A 16,736-nucleotide genomic window follows, 5' to 3' on the forward strand; every position below is an offset into this window, starting at 1 on the left:
CCGACTCCGGAGGGCCCGTGCCCTTCCACGGCCGGCACCAGGCGGGCATCGCCACGCCCGTACAGGACCGGCTGCACTTCGCGGCCTTCGACGTGGTCACGGACGACCGTGCCGAACTGATCGGCCTGCTCAAGGAGTGGACGCGCGCCGCCTCCCGCATGGCACGCGGCGAGGAGGTCGGGGAGGGCGCGGTCGGCGGCCCCGCCTGGGGACCGCCGGACGACACCGGTGAGGCGCTGGGGCTGAAGCCCTCACGCCTCACGGTCACCTTCGGCATCGGCCCCTCCCTCTTCGAGGACAAGGGCAAGGACCGGTTCGGCATCAAGGACCGGCGGCCCGAGGCACTCCAGGAACTGCCGGGCTTCCCCGGCGACAACCTCGACGCGAAGCGCAGCGGCGGCGACCTGTGCGTACAGGCGTGCGCGGACGACCCTCAGGTTGCGGTGCACGCCATCCGCAACCTGGCGCGCATCGGCTTCGGCAAGGTGACGGTCCGCTGGTCGCAGCTCGGATTCGGCAAGACCTCCTCGACGACTCCCGACTCCCAGACCCCGCGCAACCTCTTCGGCTTCAAGGACGGCACCCGCAACATCTCCGGTGTCGACACCGCGGCGCTGGACAAGCACGTGTGGGCGGGGAAGAAGGACGGCCCGGACTGGATGGCGGGCGGCTCGTACCTCGTGGCGCGCCGCATCCGCATGAACATCGAGATCTGGGACCGTACGCCGCTGTCCGAGCAGGAGATGATGATCGGCCGCAGCAAGGGCGAGGGGGCTCCGGCGGGCCGCCGCCACGAGCGCGACCCGGTGAAGCTCTCGGCGATGGCGCCCGTGGCTCATGTGCGGCTGGCGCACCCCGAGTCCAACAACGGCGTCCGCATCCTGCGGCGCGGCTACAACTTCACGGACGGCACGGACGGTCTGGGCCGCCTGGAGGCCGGCCTGTTCTTTCTCGCGTACCAGCGCGACGTGCGGGAGGGCTTCATCCCGCTGCAGCGGCACCTCGCCCGCGACGACACCGAACTCAACGAATACATCCAGCACGTGGGTTCAGCGGTCTTCGCGATACCGCCCGGCGTCCGGGACTCGGGCGACTGGTGGGCCCGGCAGCTCTTCTCCTGACTTCCAACGGAAGGGAACCGACGTGTTCGGCAACTATCTGATCGGGCTGCGCGAGGGGCTGGAAGCCAGTCTGGTGGTCTGCATCCTCATCGCGTACCTCGTCAGGACCGACAACCGGGAGAAGCTCCTGCCCGTCTGGATCGGCGTGGCCGTCGCGGTCACGGTGAGCCTCGCCTTCGGCGCCGGCCTCCAATTCGGCACCCAGGAACTCACGTTCACGGCGCAGGAGGCGATCGGCGGATCCCTGTCGATCGTCGCCGTGGGCCTGGTCACGTGGATGGTCTTCTGGATGCGGCGGACCGCCCGTCATCTGAAGAAGGAACTCGAGGGCAAGCTCGACGCGGCGCTGGCCGTGGGGCCGGGCGCCCTGGTCGCGACGGCGTTCCTGGCGGTGGGCCGCGAGGGGATCGAGACGTCCCTGTTCGTGTGGCGGTCGGTGGACGCGGCGGACGACGGCGTGCGGCCGCTGGTGGGCGCGCTGCTGGGCATCGCCACATCGGTTGCCCTGGGCTGGCTGTTCTACCGGGGTGCGCTGCGGATCGACCTCGCCAGGTTCTTCACGTGGACCGGCGGTCTGCTGATCGTCGTGGCGGCGGGGGTGCTCGCCTACGGCGTGCACGACCTCCAGGAGGCCGAGTTCCTGGGAGGCCTCCAGAACAAGGCCTTCGACATCAGTTCGGCGGTTCCCGTGGACAGTTGGTACGGCGTGCTGCTCAAGGGCACCGTCAACTTCCAACCGGACCCGACCGTCGTGCAGGCCTGGGTGTGGACGCTGTACGTCGTGCCGGTGCTCTACCTCTTCCTTCGCAAGCAGCCGGAACGCAAGCCCGTCGCCGTCGAGGGGTGAAGGGCCCCGAACTCCGCCCTTCCAGCGCTGCGGGGGGCCGTTCACCAGCGGTTCCCTGAGCGCGGACGACCACCATTCGGCTTTGCTTGCATTGCTCTTGCGACCTGCAAACGAACAGTTCCGCGCAGTCTTTCCATGGCATTCGATCTTCACAAGAGGAAGCGATTGGTATTGACATCTGAAAGCTCAGAACAGGCTCAAAGTTTCGGCTTCAAAACAGACATAGCTGCATATGGCCCCCCAGTCGGACACCAAAAGTCGACAGAGCCTTGACCAGTTCTGTTTCCTTATGGAACTGTACGAACGCGCAGGGCTACTGACCGAGAGCCTGACGGGGGCCTTTACAAGTGAGTACTCGTATTGTGATCGGCGAAGAGAGACGCCTTTTTTCGGAAGCTATCGCCGAAACTCTCAGGCTTGTTCGCGACTTCGAGGTCGTCGAAGTCGTCAATGATTGCAAGGAATTAGTTCCCACCGTACTGCGCGTACTTCCTTCGGTAGCCGTTCTGGGCGCGAGCACGAAGGGCGACGGCGACTTCTCTCTCGCCGACGAACTCCGGGCGGTGGCCCCCCAATGCGGAATCGCCGTCATCGGCACCGACCCCACCCGCAGCTCCCGGGACCACGCCCCGGCCGACGGGGTGTTCAGCTTCGTCCCCGACGACGCGAGCCTGACCCATCTCGTGCGGGCGATACGGGGCCTGGGCACCAGCTGCTCCCGCATCGACCCGAAGGTGATCCGCCAGCCCGCGGGCAAATCCCGGCCGCTCAGCGACAGGGAACGCGAGGTGCTGCGGCTGACCTCCGAAGGGGCTCCGATAAGGGAAATAGCGGCCGAGCTTTTCCTTTCCCCCGGGACCGTACGGAACCTCACATCCAGCGCGATCAAGAAGCTGGGCGGGCGCAATCGCTTCGATGCGGCGTGCATCGCCGGCAAGCGCGGCTGGCTCTGAACTTCCGGGTGGCCCGGCCGTGCCGCTTCCCCGGCCGGGCCACCCGGATTCCATCCATACAGGCCCTCATCAGGCGCTCTTGACACCAACCGTCCCATTGACATTACTTATCCTCTGCGCCATCAGCGGGACAACGATGTCAACCTCGGGGAGAGGCTCACGTGCGGCACAGACCACGCAGCGGACGGCTCAGACCCGGCATCGCGCGTACCGCGGCGCTTCTCACGGCGGCACTGCTCTTCGTCACCGCACAGGGCTCCGCCAGCGCCGCACCTCCGCCGACGAGCCCCTCGGTGAGCTTCCGTTCCTCCTTCGAGCCGGGTGAGGCCGCCCCCGACTGGTCGGACAGCGTGGAGACCACGCCGGAGGGCGAGAAGAAGACCACCGGCGTCGAGCGCGAGTCCGAGCCCGGCACCGCCGGCATGACCAGCCGCACCGGCACCGGCCCCGCCGACACCCCCACTTCGAAGGACGGTGCGGGCGTCACGGGGAAGCACTCGCTGCGCTACGCGGGCAAGCACACCGCAAGCGGGCGCGGGTACTCCTACAACAGGGTCTTCGACGTCAACACCCGTGTGACCAGCCGTACTTCACTCTCCTACAAGCTCTTCCCCGAGCTGCCGAAGACCGACCTCGACTATCCCGCGACGCACGCCTCCCTCGATCTGGCCTTCACGGACGGCACGTATCTGAGCGACCTCGGCGCCACCGACCAGAACGGCGCCGAGCTGACACCGCAGGGCCAGGCCTACGCGAAGACGCTGTATGCCAACCAGTGGAACACCAGGCAGTCGCGGATCGGCGCCGTCGCGGCGGGCAAGACCGTCGACCGGATCCTGGTCGCCTACGACTCGGCCGAGGGCGAGAGCGACTTCCGCGGCTGGGTCGACGACGTCTCCATCGCGCCCAAGGCTCACGAGAAGCGGCTCGCGCACCTCTCCGACTACGCGCAGACCACTCGCGGCACCCTCTCCAGCGGCAAGTTCTCGCGCGGCAACGCCTTTCCGGCGACGGCCGTCCCCGGCGGGTTCAACTTCTGGACGCCGGTGACCGATGCGGGCTCCACGGACTGGCTCTACGACTACGCGCGCAAGAACAACGACGACAACCTCCCCACGCTGCAGGCATTCGGCGCCAGCCATGAGCCGAGCCCGTGGATGGGCGACCGCCAGACGTTCCAGGTCATGCCCTCGACCGCCGAAGGCAAGCCGGACGCCTCGCGGAAGGCCCGCGCGCTTCCCTTCCACCACGGCAACGAGCAGGCCAGGCCGCACTATTACGGCGTCACCTTCGACAACGGCCTGAAGACGCAGATCACTCCGACCGACCACGCCGCGATGATGCGCTTCACCTTCCCCGGTGACGACGCGAACCTCATCTTCGACAACGTCGACAACCGGGGCGGGCTCACGCTCGACGAGAAGGCGGGGACCGTCTCCGGCTTCTCCGACGTCAAGAGCAAGTCGTCCACCGGTGCCACCCGGATGTTCGTGTACGCGGCCTTCGACTCCTCCGTGAGCGCCGGCGGCAAGCTCGAGGGCGGCGGCGGCAAGGACGTCACCGGCTACCTGCGCTTCAAGCCGGGCGCCGACCGCACCGTCACCATGCGCATCGCCACCTCGCTGATCAGCGTCGACCAGGCCAAGGCGAACCTGACGCGGGAAATCCCCGCGGACGCCTCGTTCGGCGCGGTCCGGCAGCGGGCGCAGCACAAGTGGGACGACATCCTGGGCCGCATCGAGGTCGAGGGCGCCAGCCGCGACCAGCTCACCACCCTCTACTCCAACCTCTACCGGCTCTACCTCTACCCCAACTCCGGGGCGGAGCGGGTCGGTTCGCGTACGCGCTACGCCAGCCCCTTCTCGAAGCCCACAGGTGAGGACACCCCGACGCACACCGGCGCGAAGGTCGTCGACCTGGGGCCCTCCGAGCGGGGCGACGAGGTCTTCGTCAACAACGGCTTCTGGGACACCTACCGCACGACCTGGCCCGCCTACTCGCTGCTCACGCCGAAGCGGGCGGGAAAGATGGCGGACGGCTTCGTCCAGCAGTACAAGGACGGCGGCTGGATCTCGCGGTGGTCCTCGCCCGGTTACGCGGACCTGATGACCGGCACCAGCTCGGACGTCGCCTTCGCCGACGCCCACGCCAAGGGTGTGAAGTTCGACGCCGAGGCCGCCTACGACGCGGCTCTCAAGAACGCCACCGTCGCCCCGCCCGAGGCGGGAGTCGGACGGAAGGGCATGAGCACCTCCCCCTTCCTCGGATATACGAGCACCGAGACGAAGGAGGGCATGTCCTGGGCCCTGGAGGGATACCTCAACGACTTCGGCATCGCGCGCATGGGCAAGTCGCTGTACGAAAAGACCCACAAGGCTCGCTACAAGGAGGAGTCGGAGTACTTCCTCGGCCGCGCCCGCAATTACGTGAAGCATTTCGACGACAATGTCGGATTCTTCCAGGGCAAGGGCGCGGACGGCAGCTGGCGACTGCCACCGGGTGAGTTCGACCCCCGCGTATGGGGACACGACTACACCGAGACGAACGCCTGGAGTTTCGCCTTCACCGCCCCCCAGGACACCAAGGGCCTGGCCAATCTCTACGGCGGCCGCAAAGGCCTTGCGAAGAAGCTGGACACCTACTTCTCCACGCCGGAGACGGCCACGAAGGAGTTCGCCGGCTCCTACGGCGACGTCATCCACGAGATGACCGAGGCCCGTGACGTACGGATGGGGATGTACGGGCACAGCAATCAGCCCTCGCACCACATCGCCTACACCTACGACGCCGCCGGGCAGCCCTGGAAGACCCAGGAGAAGGTCCGGAGCGTGCTCTCCCGCCTCTACCTCGGCAGTGAGATCGGCCAGGGGTACCCGGGCGACGAGGACAACGGCGAGATGTCCGCCTGGTACGTCTTCAGCGCCCTCGGCTTCTACCCGCTGGTGATGGGATCGCCCGAATACGCCGTCGGCTCACCGCTGTTCACCAAGGCGACCGTCCATCTCGAGAACGGACGCGACCTGGTGGTCAAGGCTCCGGACAACAGCGCCCGCAACGTCTACGTCCAGGGGCTGAAGGTCAACGGCAAGACCTGGCACTCCACTTCGCTGCCGCACGGGCTGATCGCCCGCGGCGGCACCCTCGAGTTCGACATGGGGCCGAGCCCCTCCAGATGGGGCACCGGCGAGAAGAACGCGCCCTCCTCGATCACCCGGGGCGACGAGGTGCCCTCGCCGCCCGGCGACTTGACCGTGCCGGGCAAGGACACGCCGCTGCTGGACAACACCTCCGGGACGGAGTCCGCCTTCTCCGAGGCCGCGATCGATGTGAAGCCCGGGTCGCGCGACGAGCCCGTCCGCTCCTACACGCTGACCTCCGCGGACCGGGGGAAGGCTCCCGGATCGTGGGTCCTTCAGGCGTCGGACGACGGTGAGAAGTGGAAGTCCGTGGACCGGCGCAGGGGCGAGTCCTTCGAATGGGACAGGCAGACCCGTGTGTTCGCCGTCGACGACCCCGGCGCGTACCGGCACTACAGGCTCGTGCCGGAAGGCGAATCCACTCTCGCCGAGATCGAACTGATCGGCTGACGGCGGGGGTTCGGCGGCCTCCGCCCGTCCCGTCCCGGCCCTGCGGCACCCCTGTTGCGCAGGACCGGGCGGCACCGCCCCACCCCCCGGGTCCGGCGAGGTCGATGATGATCCCGGCCACGGCGAAGCGCGATGCTTTCAACTGTGGCTGAATGGTGGGGCGTTCACCGGTGCGCCGCACCGGCCGGCGGATGCGGCGAGGCGGGGAGGGCGGAGCCATGCTGCGGTTGCACTTCACCGTGGAGGACCTGCTGCGTGTCACCACGGCCGACGAGCCCTCTCCTCTGCTGGAGACCGAACTGGCCTTCATCATGCTGGGCCGCGGCGATCCCCGTCCGGGCGTACGGCGCTGGCAGCAGCAGCGCAGGCACACCCTGCCGCGGCACGTGCGGCCGCTGGGGCAGCTGCTCTCGCCGGGAGGAGCCGGCCCGCACTTCCTTGACCCGCCCGGCTACGGCCTGGACGACGGCCTCGAGAAGATCATGTCCACGCCCGGCCCCTCCGCCCGCGCCGAGCTGCGCCGCATGTGCGGCATGGACCGGCCGCTCACCCCGTGGATACGCCGACTGGCCCGCCAGGACCGGGAAGCGTGGGGCGAGTTGGCGGAAGCGGTCCGCGGCGCCCACGACCACCTGCTTTCCTCCGAGTGGGCACGGCTCCAGGCGGCCTTCCGTACGGACGTCGCCTGGCGCAGCCGCCAACTCGCCCGCCACGGGCTGCGGGAGACGCTCGCCGGGCTGTCGCCTGCTCTGCGCTGGCGGGGGACGACCCTGGAGGCCGACTACCCCCGCGACGTCGACGTCACCCTCGGCGGGAGAGGCCTGGTCCTGCAGCCCTCCCTGTTCTGGACGGGCCCACCGCTCGTCGCCTGCCACGACGACGGGCCCGCGATCCTCATCCACCCGGCGCTCACACCCCTGCCGCTGCTGGACTCGCCAACGGACCGCGATCATCTGGCAGTTCTGCTCGGGTCCACCCGCGCGGCCGTCCTGCGCCTGCTGACGGGGCAGCACTCCACCACCGGCATCGCACGGGAACTCCAGGTCAGCGCCGCCTCCGTCTCCACGCACACCAAGGCGCTGCGCGAGGCCGGGCTCATCACCAGCCTCCGCGACGGCAAGGCCGTCCAGCACTGGTGCACTCCGCTCGGCCTCGACCTGATGGCCCACTCCGAGCATCCGTGAGAAGTGCCGCGAGGCGTACCCCGCTGCTGCATCTGGCCCACGCGTCAGGCATGCGAACAGTGCAGGGAGGGGACTCGGCTCCGCATGACGACGCTGGGTCTGCCACAGGGCGTGCGCGCCTGCCTCTTCGACCTCGACGGTGTGCTCACCAGGACGGCCGTGGTGCACGCGGCCGCATGGAAGGAGATGTTCGACGACTTCCTGCGGCGCCGCGAGGGTGACGGCTACCGCCCCTTCAGCCCCGACGACTACGACGAGTACGTCGACGGGCGTCCGCGCGCCGACGGCGTACGCACCTTCCTGGCCTCCCGCGGCATCGAGCTGCCCGAGGGGAGAGCCGAGGACTCCCCCGGCGAGGAGACGGTGCACGGCCTGGGCAACCGCAAGAACGAACTGCTCCTGGAGAAGATCCGCAAGGACGGCGTCGAGGCGTACCCCGGCTCGGTCCGCTACCTCAAGGCCGTACGGAAGGCGGGCCTGAGGACGGCCGTGGTCTCCTCCAGCGCCAACTGCCGGGACATCATCGCCTCCGTCGGCATCGAGGACCTCTTCGACGTACGCATCGACGGGGTGGTGGCAGCCGAGCGGAAGCTGCCCGGCAAGCCGGCGCCCGACACCTTCCTGGAGGCCGCACGCGACCTCGATGTCGAAGCAGGGGCATGCGCCGTCTTCGAGGACGCCCTTGCCGGTATGGACGCGGGCCACGCCGGCCACTTCGGGTACGTGGTGGGCGTCGACCGGGTCGGCCAGGCAGACGCTCTTCGCCGGCACGGCGCCGACGTCGTCGTCCAGGACCTCGCCGAACTCGCAGACCCGGAGGCCGTCACGGACCTGGAGGACCACTCATGATCACGCACCGCGCCTACGCCTGCGAACCCTGGGCACTGCGGGAGACAGGGCTCAACCTGGACGTGCTGCCGCAGAGCGAGTCCGTCTTCGCGCTCTCCAACGGCCACGTCGGCTGGCGGGGCAACCTCGACGAGGGCGAGCCGCACGGCCTGCCCGGCTCGTACCTCAACGGCGTCCACGAGCTGCATCCGCTGCCGTACGCGGAGGCGGGCTACGGCTATCCCGAGTCGGGCCAGACGGTCATCAACGTCACCAACGGCAAGGTCATCCGGCTGCTCGTCGACGACGAGCCCTTCGACGTGCGCTACGGACGCCTCCTCTCGCACGAGCGTGTGCTGGACCTGCGCAACGGGGTGCTGCACCGCACCTGCGAGTGGACGTCGCCGGCGGGCAGCACCGTCCGCGTGCGTTCCACTCGGCTGGTCTCCTTCACCCAACGCTCCATCGCAGCGATCGCCTTCGAGGTCGAGCCTCTGGACCGCGAGGTACGCGTCGTCATCCAGTCCGAGCTGGTGGCCAACGAGCAACTCCCCCACATCGCAGGCGATCCCCGTGCTTCCGCCGCGCTCGAGTCCCCGCTGGAGCCGGAGGAGAACCTCGCCTCCGGGCTGAGGCTCCGACTGGTGCACTGCACGCGCCAGAGCGGACTGCGCGTCGCTGCCGCTGCCGACCACACGGTCGACGGCCCTGAGGGGACCCGCACTTCGAGTGAGAGCGGCGAGAACGTCAGCCGCCTCACGGTCACTTCGGTGCTCAAGCCGGGTGAGCCGCTGCGTCTGGAGAAGACGGTCTCCTACGGATGGTCCAGCGTCCGTTCGCTCCCTGCCGTACGCGACCAGGTCGACGCCGCGCTGGCCGGGGCCTGCAGCACGGGCTGGCAGGGCCTGGCCGACCAACAGCGCTCCTACCTCGACGACTTCTGGGCACGCTCGGACGTCGAGGTGGACGGCGACGCGGAGATCCAGCAGGCCGTGCGCTTCGGCCTCTTCCACGTCCTTCAGGCGGGCGCCCGCGCCGAGCGGCGTGCGATCCCGGCGAAGGGACTGACGGGATCGGGCTACGACGGCCATTCGTTCTGGGACACCGAGACGTTCGTACTGGCGCTGCTGACCTACACCTCTCCGCGGTCGGTCGCCGAGGCGCTGCGCTGGCGGCACGACACGCTGCCGGCGGCGCGGGCACGCGCCGAGCAACTCGGCCTTCGCGGGGCGGCGTTCCCCTGGCGCACGATCGACGGCTCGGAGTGCTCGGCCTACTGGCCGGCCGGCACCGCCGCCTTTCACGTGAACGCCGACATCGCCGACGCGGTGGTGCGGTACGTGGCGGCCACGGGAGACCAGGAGTTCGAGCGGGAGACGGCGGTGCCCATCCTCGTGGAGACGGCCCGCCTGTGGCATTCGCTGGGCCACCACGACCACCAGGGCGCCTTCCACTTCGACGGGGTCACCGGGCCCGACGAGTACAGCGCCATCGCCGACGACAACGTCTACACGAACCTCATGGCGCGGGAGAATCTGCGGGAGGCGGCCAACGTCATCGAGCGGTACCCGGATGAGGCGGCCGCCTTCAGCGTCGACGACGAGGAGGCGGCGGCCTGGCGCGACGCAGCCGACGCCATCGCACTGCCGTACAACGACGACCTGGGCGTGCACGAGCAGTCGGCGGGCTTCACGGGGCACCAGCTGTGGGACTTCGAGGGCACCGGCCCGGACCACTATCCGCTGATGCTGCACTTCCCGTACTTCGAGCTGTACCGCAAGCAGGTCGTCAAGCAGGCCGACCTGGTGCTGGCCATGTGCCGGCACAGCGAGATGTTCAGCGACGAGGAGAAGGCCCGCAACTTCGAGTACTACGAGCAGCTGACCGTCCGCGACTCCTCGCTCTCGGCGTGCTGGCAGTCGGTCATGGCCGCCGAGGTCGGTCATCTGCGCCTCGCCTACGACTACTTGGGCGAGGCGGCGCTGATGGACCTGGCCGATCTGGAGAACAACACCCGCGACGGCCTGCACATCGCCTCCCTCGCCGGTACGTGGATCGCGCTGGTCGGCGGCTTCGGCGGAATGCGGCACCACGACGGCATCCTGGAGTTCGCACCGAAGCTGCCGGAGCGGCTGAGCAGGCTCGCCTTCACCGTGCAGGTGAAGGGGCGGCGGCTGCGCGTGGAGATCAGCGACTCGGTCGCCACCTACACCCTGGTCGAGGGGTCCCCGATGGAGATCTGCCACTACGGCGAACGCTTCACGGTGAACGGCACGGAGCTGCGCAAGAGGAAGGTGCAGCGCCCGCCGGAGCTCCCCGAGCCGAAGCAGCCTCCGGGACGCCGCCCTGCGAGCCGTCACTAGGCACGCAGGGCGGGGCCGGCGGCTGCGCGCCCCCTCAGCGACGAGTCGCAGGCCAGGGCACGACACGGCGCTGCACGGCGGGCGGCATCACCCGAGGTCTCAACTCCCGCTCGCACGCAGGCGGAACGACCTCACGGACTCCAGACCATCGTCTGCTGGTGAAGCCGCCCGCCGTCGTACCTCAGCCCGGGCACGAGCGGAGTCTCACCGTGCTTGGCGAATCCCATGCGTTCGAAGAAGCGCACCGCGCGGGTGTTCTCCGCCAGGGTCTGGAGGTGGCAGCCGGGCGAGCCTGCTTCCCGGAGCCGGTCCTGCCACCGGCTCATGAGTCCGTCCGCCGCTCCGGTCCCCCGTGCGGCCGACGCCACGTTGATGTGCAGGTGCGCCGGCCACCGGGGGTCGGCGAAGCCGCCGGCGGTGGGCTCCTTGCGGATCGCGGCGCCCACCAGGTCGCGCACGCTGCGCGCGAAGAAGGCCGCAGGCCGGGCGCGCAGGGTCAGCCGGTGCACCCTGATGGCGGCCGACATGCGGGCGCCCTCACTGGGGAGCGCCGAGTCGTCGAGGCACCCCGCCAGGTAGCCGACCAGCGCTCCGTCGACGACGGCGACGTAGAGCGAGTCGGGTGCGATGTCCATGTACGGATCGAGGTAGACGGCCGCTTCGGACTCCTGGTGCCCCCACAGGGAGGCGGTCGGGGAGCCTTCGCCGGCCCAGCCGAACAGTTCGCGCAGCTCGCCCCGGTCGGCCTCCGTGAAGGTGCGGATCTCCGTCACACCCGGCGCACCCCCTCCATCGATCGGACCCGCCCATTTTCCCACGTCCGCGGCTTCTGGCGAGGTGACGGACACACCGATGGGGGGCCACTGGCCGCGCTCGCCGCACGTACCGGCTGGCCGCACGCCCGAGACGGTCCCGGTGCTCGCAGGTCCCGCCCCTGCGGGCCCCTCGCCGAACGGCCGCATCCGCCTTCCCGCGCCCCAGGCCGGCACGCAGGGCACGCACGACTCCGACGGCGCCGCCATCCTGCCGATCGCCCTCGTCGACGGCCTCAGCAGCTACACGTTTCTCGACCGGGCGATCGGCTCGGCGCTCCGAAGTCCGTCGACAACTGCCCCCGCAGCGCATGCAGATCGGTGTCCCACGCGCCACATGCGGCCTCAACAGGCGTCCCCTCGACGGCTCTTGGGGAGAGCCACGCCACATGTACGCCGCCCCTGATGTGACCATTCTCTCCGGCCTGCCCCACCGAAGCCCGGTTGTCCGGTACGCACCTATCGCAGTGACCTGCGCCGATGATGATCCCTGGTGCCTTCCATGGGCAGATGGATCACTCGTGATGGGTTTTTGCCACTCCGGAGGGGTGTGCTTACGGTCGCCACTGCTCGACCCGTTCGCCACGGAACGTGTGGCGAACAACGCGATCGTTAGGAATCACTCAACATGCTGTTCTCCGGCAAGGGCCGCAACCGCGGGTCCGTCAAGGCCACCCGCCTCGCCGTCGTGACCGGCGTCGCAGGTGCGGCCGTCGCCCTTCCGATGGTGACGGCGCCCGGTGCGCAGGCAGCCTCTGTCGGCACCTGGGAGAAGGTCGCCGAGTGCGAGTCCAGCGGCAACTGGCAGGCCAACACAGGCAACAGCCACTACGGCGGCCTGCAGTTCTCCGAATCGAGCTGGAAGGCCGCGGGCGGTACGAAGTACGCGCCGCGCGCCGACCAGGCGAGCAAGGAACAACAGATCGCCACCGCCGAGAAGTTGCTCGACCAGCAGGGTCCGGGCGCCTGGGCGTGCGCCGGTGAGGGCGGCCTGACCGCCGACGGCGCGCCCGCCGAGGTCGATCCGGGCAGCGGCGGCGAGGACTCCGGCTCCGATGACTCGCAGCAGAGCGAGCCCCAGGGACAGCCGGAACACCAGACGCAGGAAGGCGGCAAGGGCGACTACACCGTGAAGGCCGGTGACACGCTGGCCTCCATCGCCTCTGCCAACGGTGTCGACCTCAAGCAGCTGTACGAGGACAACAAGTCCGTCGTCGGCGGCGACGTCGATCTGATCCACCCGGGTCAGAAGCTGCAGGTCGGCTGAGCCGGACACCTGCCCTCAACAGCCGCAGCCCGCGCCCGTTCCCCCGACGGCGCGGGCTGCGGCCTGTTCTCACTGGGTGAGCGCCGCCCGACGTCCGTCTCGTACCGGTCGAGCCGCCCTTGAAGCGCGACCATATGATCGGTCGGAACGTGTGGACGGCACAGCGAGGGGGCGGACGCCGTGCAAGCCAGGAGCGGAGGCACGGCTTCGCGGGCGAAGGGCGCCGGCTGGTCGCTGCTCGGACTGCTGTGCCTGGCCGTGCTGGCGATGGCGTTCCAAGTGGCGTGGCGGCACGTGCGGTTCTCGCCCGAACTCGTCGACGGATGGCCGGGCGGTGCACCCGGATTCGGGCTGAGCTGCGCACTGGCGGTGCTCGCCGGACGTACCGGCACGGTCCGGTGTCTCCGTCGCGTGCGGGGGCGTGCGCGGATTCCCGGTGCGATGGCGTGCGCGGCGCTCGGCCTGCTCGGCACGCTGTACGGGCTCGCGGTGGTGCCACCCCGCTGGTGCCACCAGTCGACGAGCCCGGACTGCGCGTCGCTTCCGGGTGCCGCCTCGGCGGGGCTGTTCTTCCTCGCGACGCTCATCGCGGCCTTCTTCATCAACAGCGTGTGCTCCACCGTGCTCGGCCGCATCCGTAGGACGCGGGCCCGACGCGAAGCCCCGCCGGGAGTGGACACCCAGGGTTCTTGACCGGGACCAGGAAGCCGTCGTTGCTGTGGACGGAACGCTCACCGACCGGGCGGACGGACCTTTCCGCGGCCGGAGACGCCTCCCCCGCCCCGCGGATCCGCAGGCGCGGGAGCCGATGCCCTCACCCCCGTCGAGGGCATCGGCTTGCGCCACCCACCAGCACGAAGGCAGGTGGTCCGGCACGTGGAAGGAGCCCGGAGGACGGTGGCCGGAACCCGGACCTCCCCTCCTCGCGGCCGTCCTTCCCCTTGCGCCGCATCCGTATGGTGACACCCGAGAGCACGAAGGCACATTGCCAGAACCCGGCAATCTTTATGGGGAGTTGACGTCCTGTGAGTAACGGAACCCCAGCTGGTTCCGCGCCACTGGAACAACTTCAGTACGGGCCTGTCACAGCGGCTTCTCAGGCCAGCCCAGAAGCCGCGCCCCCATGACCGCCGCTTCCAGGGTGAAGCGCTGAAGCGGCTCGTTCGGCGTATATCCGGTGAGGGTGCGGATGCGCTCCAGACGGTAGGAGAGCGTGCGTACGCTCACACCCAGCCGCCGCGCCGCCTCGGCGTTGACGTAGCCCGCCGCCGCACACACCGCCAAGGTCTCCAGCAACGGCTCTGCTCCGCCGCGCGCCTTCGTCAGCGGACCGAGCACCGTCCCCACCAGGTCGGCCATCGCCGCGCGGTCCCGCAGGAGCACGGGGAAGACGAGGAGCTCCGACGCGCTCAACCGCACGCCGTCCAGGCCCAGTTGCTCGGCGAGGTCGAGCGCTCCCAGCGCCTCCTCATAGCTGCGCACCACTCCGCCCGCCCCCGAGTGCTCCCGGCCGACAGCGACCCGCTCCGCAGCCGGGTAGTCGGCGCCGGGGTTCTCGGCGAGCCGCGCGAAGTGCTCCAGCACCTCGCGGTCGCTGCTCGCCGCGATGCACACGAGCCGCCCCTCCTTCGTGGACAGCAGCACGTCGCGGGGACCGAAACGGCCCAGCAGATCGCGTTCGATGCGCCGAACCGTCCGGTGTACGTCGTCGTACTTCTCCGCGCCGACCGCCACCGCGACCGCGTGCACGCCCGAGAGCCGCAGCCCGAACCGCTGGGCCCGCTCGGCCAGCCGGCCCATGTCGCTCCGGCCGTAGAGGAGGTCGTCGACGAACTCCCGGCGCTCGCCCTCCTCTTGGCGCACCGCGAGCCGCTGCGCACGGTCGTGCCCTTCGCCGAGCGCGCTCACCGCCAGCTGGACGGCGCCGAGTACGGCGTCGCCGGTACGTGCGCGCTCGCTCGCTGTGCCGTGCCGGGCGACTCCCGGCAGCTTCCCCCACAGCTGACGTGTCTGCCCCAGGTAGAGGTCCACCAGTTCGCGCAGGGCATGGCCGCGTTCGGCGGCGAGCTCACCCAGCGCGCGGAACTCGTCCAGCTCATCGCGGCGCGCGGAACGCCCGGTCGCGGACACCTCCGCCAAAAGCTCCGGATAGCCGCCGAGGAAATCCTCCTCACCGGCGGTCGCGTCCTCCTTGAGCGCCACCTGTCCGCCAGGCCCCTCTGCGGGACCCCGCAGGCCTTGATCCGGCTGCCCCCCGCCGTTCCTGAGTCTGCCGTCGTCCACCGTTCTCATCCCCCCTGCACTGCCGTCGGCCCAGCGTATGCGAGCGGGATCAGGGCCGTAGCCGGCTCGGCAGGGCGCCGGCCGCGGGGTACGGTGTCCTCATCACGCGATGATCAACGCAGTGATGGTGTGCCGGGAAGTCTGGTCGGCGGCGCTTTCGAGCGTCTATGCCCCCTCCCGTACCCGGAGCCGGACCCGTGGACCCCTCCCGAAGCTCACAGCAGCGCCCCCTCTTCTCGCGCCCCTCCGCGCGTGAACGCCGCCGGCTGGCGGAGGCGCTGCGGACCGAGACAGTCGGCGGCATGGTGCTGCTCGCCGCTGCGCTGGCCGCCCTGATCTGGGCGAACACCCCGCTCAGCGATTCCTACGAAGCCGTGCGCTCCTTCCACTTCGGCGTGCCCGCGCTCGGGCTGGACCTGTCCGTGGAGCACTGGGCCTCCGACGGCGTCCTCACCCTCTTCTTCTTCGCCGCGGGCATCGAGCTGAAGCGGGAGCTTGTCAGGGGTGAGCTGCGCAGGCCGGCCGCCGCCGCACTTCCCGTCGTCGCAGCCGTCTCCGGCATGGCGGTGCCGGCGCTCGTCTACCTCGCCACGAACATCGCGGGCGGCGGACAGCTGAGCGGCTGGGCGGTGCCGATGGCGACGGACATCGCCTTCGCTCTCGGCGTCCTCGCGATCGTCGGCGCCCATCTGCCGTCCGGCATCCGGGCGTTCCTGCTGACCCTCGCCATCGTCGACGACATCGGCGCCATCCTCGTCATCGCGGTCTTCTACACCTCCACCCTGAACCTGGCAGCGCTGGGCGGTTCCCTGGCCGGGCTGGTGCTCTTCCGCGTGCTGCACGTCAACCTCAAGGTGCGCGGCTGGTACGTCTATCTGCCGCTGGCCGTGACGGTGTGGGCCCTCATGTACAACAGCGGTGTGCACGCCACCGTTTCGGGTGTGGCCATGGGCATGCTCCTGAGCGGCCGGCCACGCAAGGACCCCGACGGGGAGCCGGTGGAGGGGAGTTCACCGGCCGACCGTGTCGAGCACAGGGTGCGTCCGCTGTCGGCGGGCTTCGCGGTGCCGGTCTTCGCTCTCTTCGCCGCCGGTGTCGGCGTATCGGGTGCCGCGCTCGCCGACACCTTCCGCCAGCCCGAATCCCTGGGCGTCTTCCTGGGGTTGTTCGTCGGCAAGATCGTGGGCGTCTTCGGCGGCACGTATCTCGCGGCACGCTTCACGCGGGCCCGGCTGGATCCCGCGCTGTCCTGGTCGGACGTGACGGGCATCGCGATGCTGGCGGGCATCGGGTTCACGGTGTCCTTGCTGGTGGGCGAGCTCGCCTTCGACAGCGCCTCCACGCAGGAGCATGTGAAGGGCGCGGTGCTGCTCGCTTCGCTGGCGTCGGCCTTGGTGGCGTGCGTACTGCTCAGGACCAGGAACGCGAAGTACCGGGCGCTGTGGGAGGAGGAGACCAGGGACGAGGACCGGGACACCGTCCCGGACATCG

Annotated in this window: 12 protein-coding genes; 10 read left to right on the plus strand and 2 right to left on the minus strand. The window is 69.7% G+C overall.

Annotated elements, in window-relative coordinates:
- The 7 genes from efeB to H5J26_RS18595 all read left to right on the plus strand — a co-directional run.
- On the plus strand, nt 1-1,121 hold a 1,121-nt coding region (gene efeB, locus H5J26_RS18565), incomplete at its 5' end, for an iron uptake transporter deferrochelatase/peroxidase subunit (RefSeq protein WP_181767013.1).
- 22 nt (nt 1,122-1,143) lie between these two features.
- Nucleotides 1,144-1,968, plus strand: coding sequence for an iron uptake transporter permease EfeU (gene efeU, locus H5J26_RS18570; RefSeq protein WP_181767014.1), 825 nt, complete (start codon nt 1,144-1,146; stop codon nt 1,966-1,968).
- Nucleotides 1,969-2,330: 362 nt separating this feature from the next.
- Nucleotides 2,331-2,921 (plus strand): helix-turn-helix transcriptional regulator, encoded by a 591-nt coding sequence (locus H5J26_RS32295; RefSeq protein ID WP_181767015.1) that lies wholly within the window; start codon nt 2,331-2,333, stop codon nt 2,919-2,921.
- Between the two features lie 161 nt (nt 2,922-3,082).
- Nucleotides 3,083-6,508, plus strand: coding sequence for a GH92 family glycosyl hydrolase (locus tag H5J26_RS18580; protein WP_181767016.1), 3,426 nt, complete (start codon nt 3,083-3,085; stop codon nt 6,506-6,508).
- Nucleotides 6,509-6,726: 218 nt separating this feature from the next.
- On the plus strand, nt 6,727-7,692 hold the full coding sequence (locus H5J26_RS18585) for an ArsR/SmtB family transcription factor (RefSeq protein ID WP_181767017.1): 966 nt from the start codon (nt 6,727-6,729) through the stop codon (nt 7,690-7,692).
- An 84-nt stretch (nt 7,693-7,776) separates the two neighbouring features.
- On the plus strand, nt 7,777-8,541 hold the full coding sequence (locus H5J26_RS18590) for an HAD family hydrolase (RefSeq protein ID WP_181767018.1): 765 nt from the start codon (nt 7,777-7,779) through the stop codon (nt 8,539-8,541).
- Nucleotides 8,538-10,883 (plus strand): glycoside hydrolase family 65 protein, encoded by a 2,346-nt coding sequence (locus H5J26_RS18595; protein WP_181767019.1) that lies wholly within the window; start codon nt 8,538-8,540, stop codon nt 10,881-10,883. Before H5J26_RS18590 ends, H5J26_RS18595 begins: the two co-directional genes overlap by 4 nt.
- A gap of 131 nt (nt 10,884-11,014) precedes the next feature.
- On the opposite strand, the gene H5J26_RS32015 is transcribed toward H5J26_RS18595, so the two are convergent.
- Entirely contained in the window at nt 11,015-11,656 is a 642-nt protein-coding gene (locus H5J26_RS32015) for a GNAT family N-acetyltransferase (RefSeq protein WP_210771489.1), read from the minus strand.
- 667 nt (nt 11,657-12,323) lie between these two features.
- Here H5J26_RS32015 and H5J26_RS18605 point away from each other — a divergent pair.
- Entirely contained in the window at nt 12,324-12,962 is a 639-nt protein-coding gene (locus tag H5J26_RS18605; protein ID WP_181767021.1) for a transglycosylase family protein, read from the plus strand.
- 180 nt (nt 12,963-13,142) lie between these two features.
- Complete coding sequence (locus H5J26_RS18610) at nt 13,143-13,655, plus strand: hypothetical protein (RefSeq protein ID WP_181767022.1); 513 nt, start codon at nt 13,143-13,145, stop codon at nt 13,653-13,655.
- A 390-nt stretch (nt 13,656-14,045) separates the two neighbouring features.
- Here the strand turns inward: H5J26_RS18610 and H5J26_RS18615 are convergent, their stop codons facing one another.
- Nucleotides 14,046-15,164, minus strand: a complete 1,119-nt coding sequence (locus H5J26_RS18615) for a PucR family transcriptional regulator (RefSeq protein WP_309237968.1) — start codon at nt 15,162-15,164, stop codon at nt 14,046-14,048.
- A 248-nt stretch (nt 15,165-15,412) separates the two neighbouring features.
- On the opposite strand from H5J26_RS18615, the gene nhaA reads away from it, so the two are divergent.
- The coding region (nhaA, locus tag H5J26_RS18620; RefSeq protein ID WP_181767024.1) for a Na+/H+ antiporter NhaA at nt 15,413-16,736 on the plus strand (1,324 nt) is incomplete at its 3' end.

Source organism: Streptomyces albidus (ex Kaewkla and Franco 2022) (assembly GCF_013870515.1).
Lineage (GTDB): Bacteria > Actinomycetota > Actinomycetes > Streptomycetales > Streptomycetaceae > Streptomyces > Streptomyces albidus.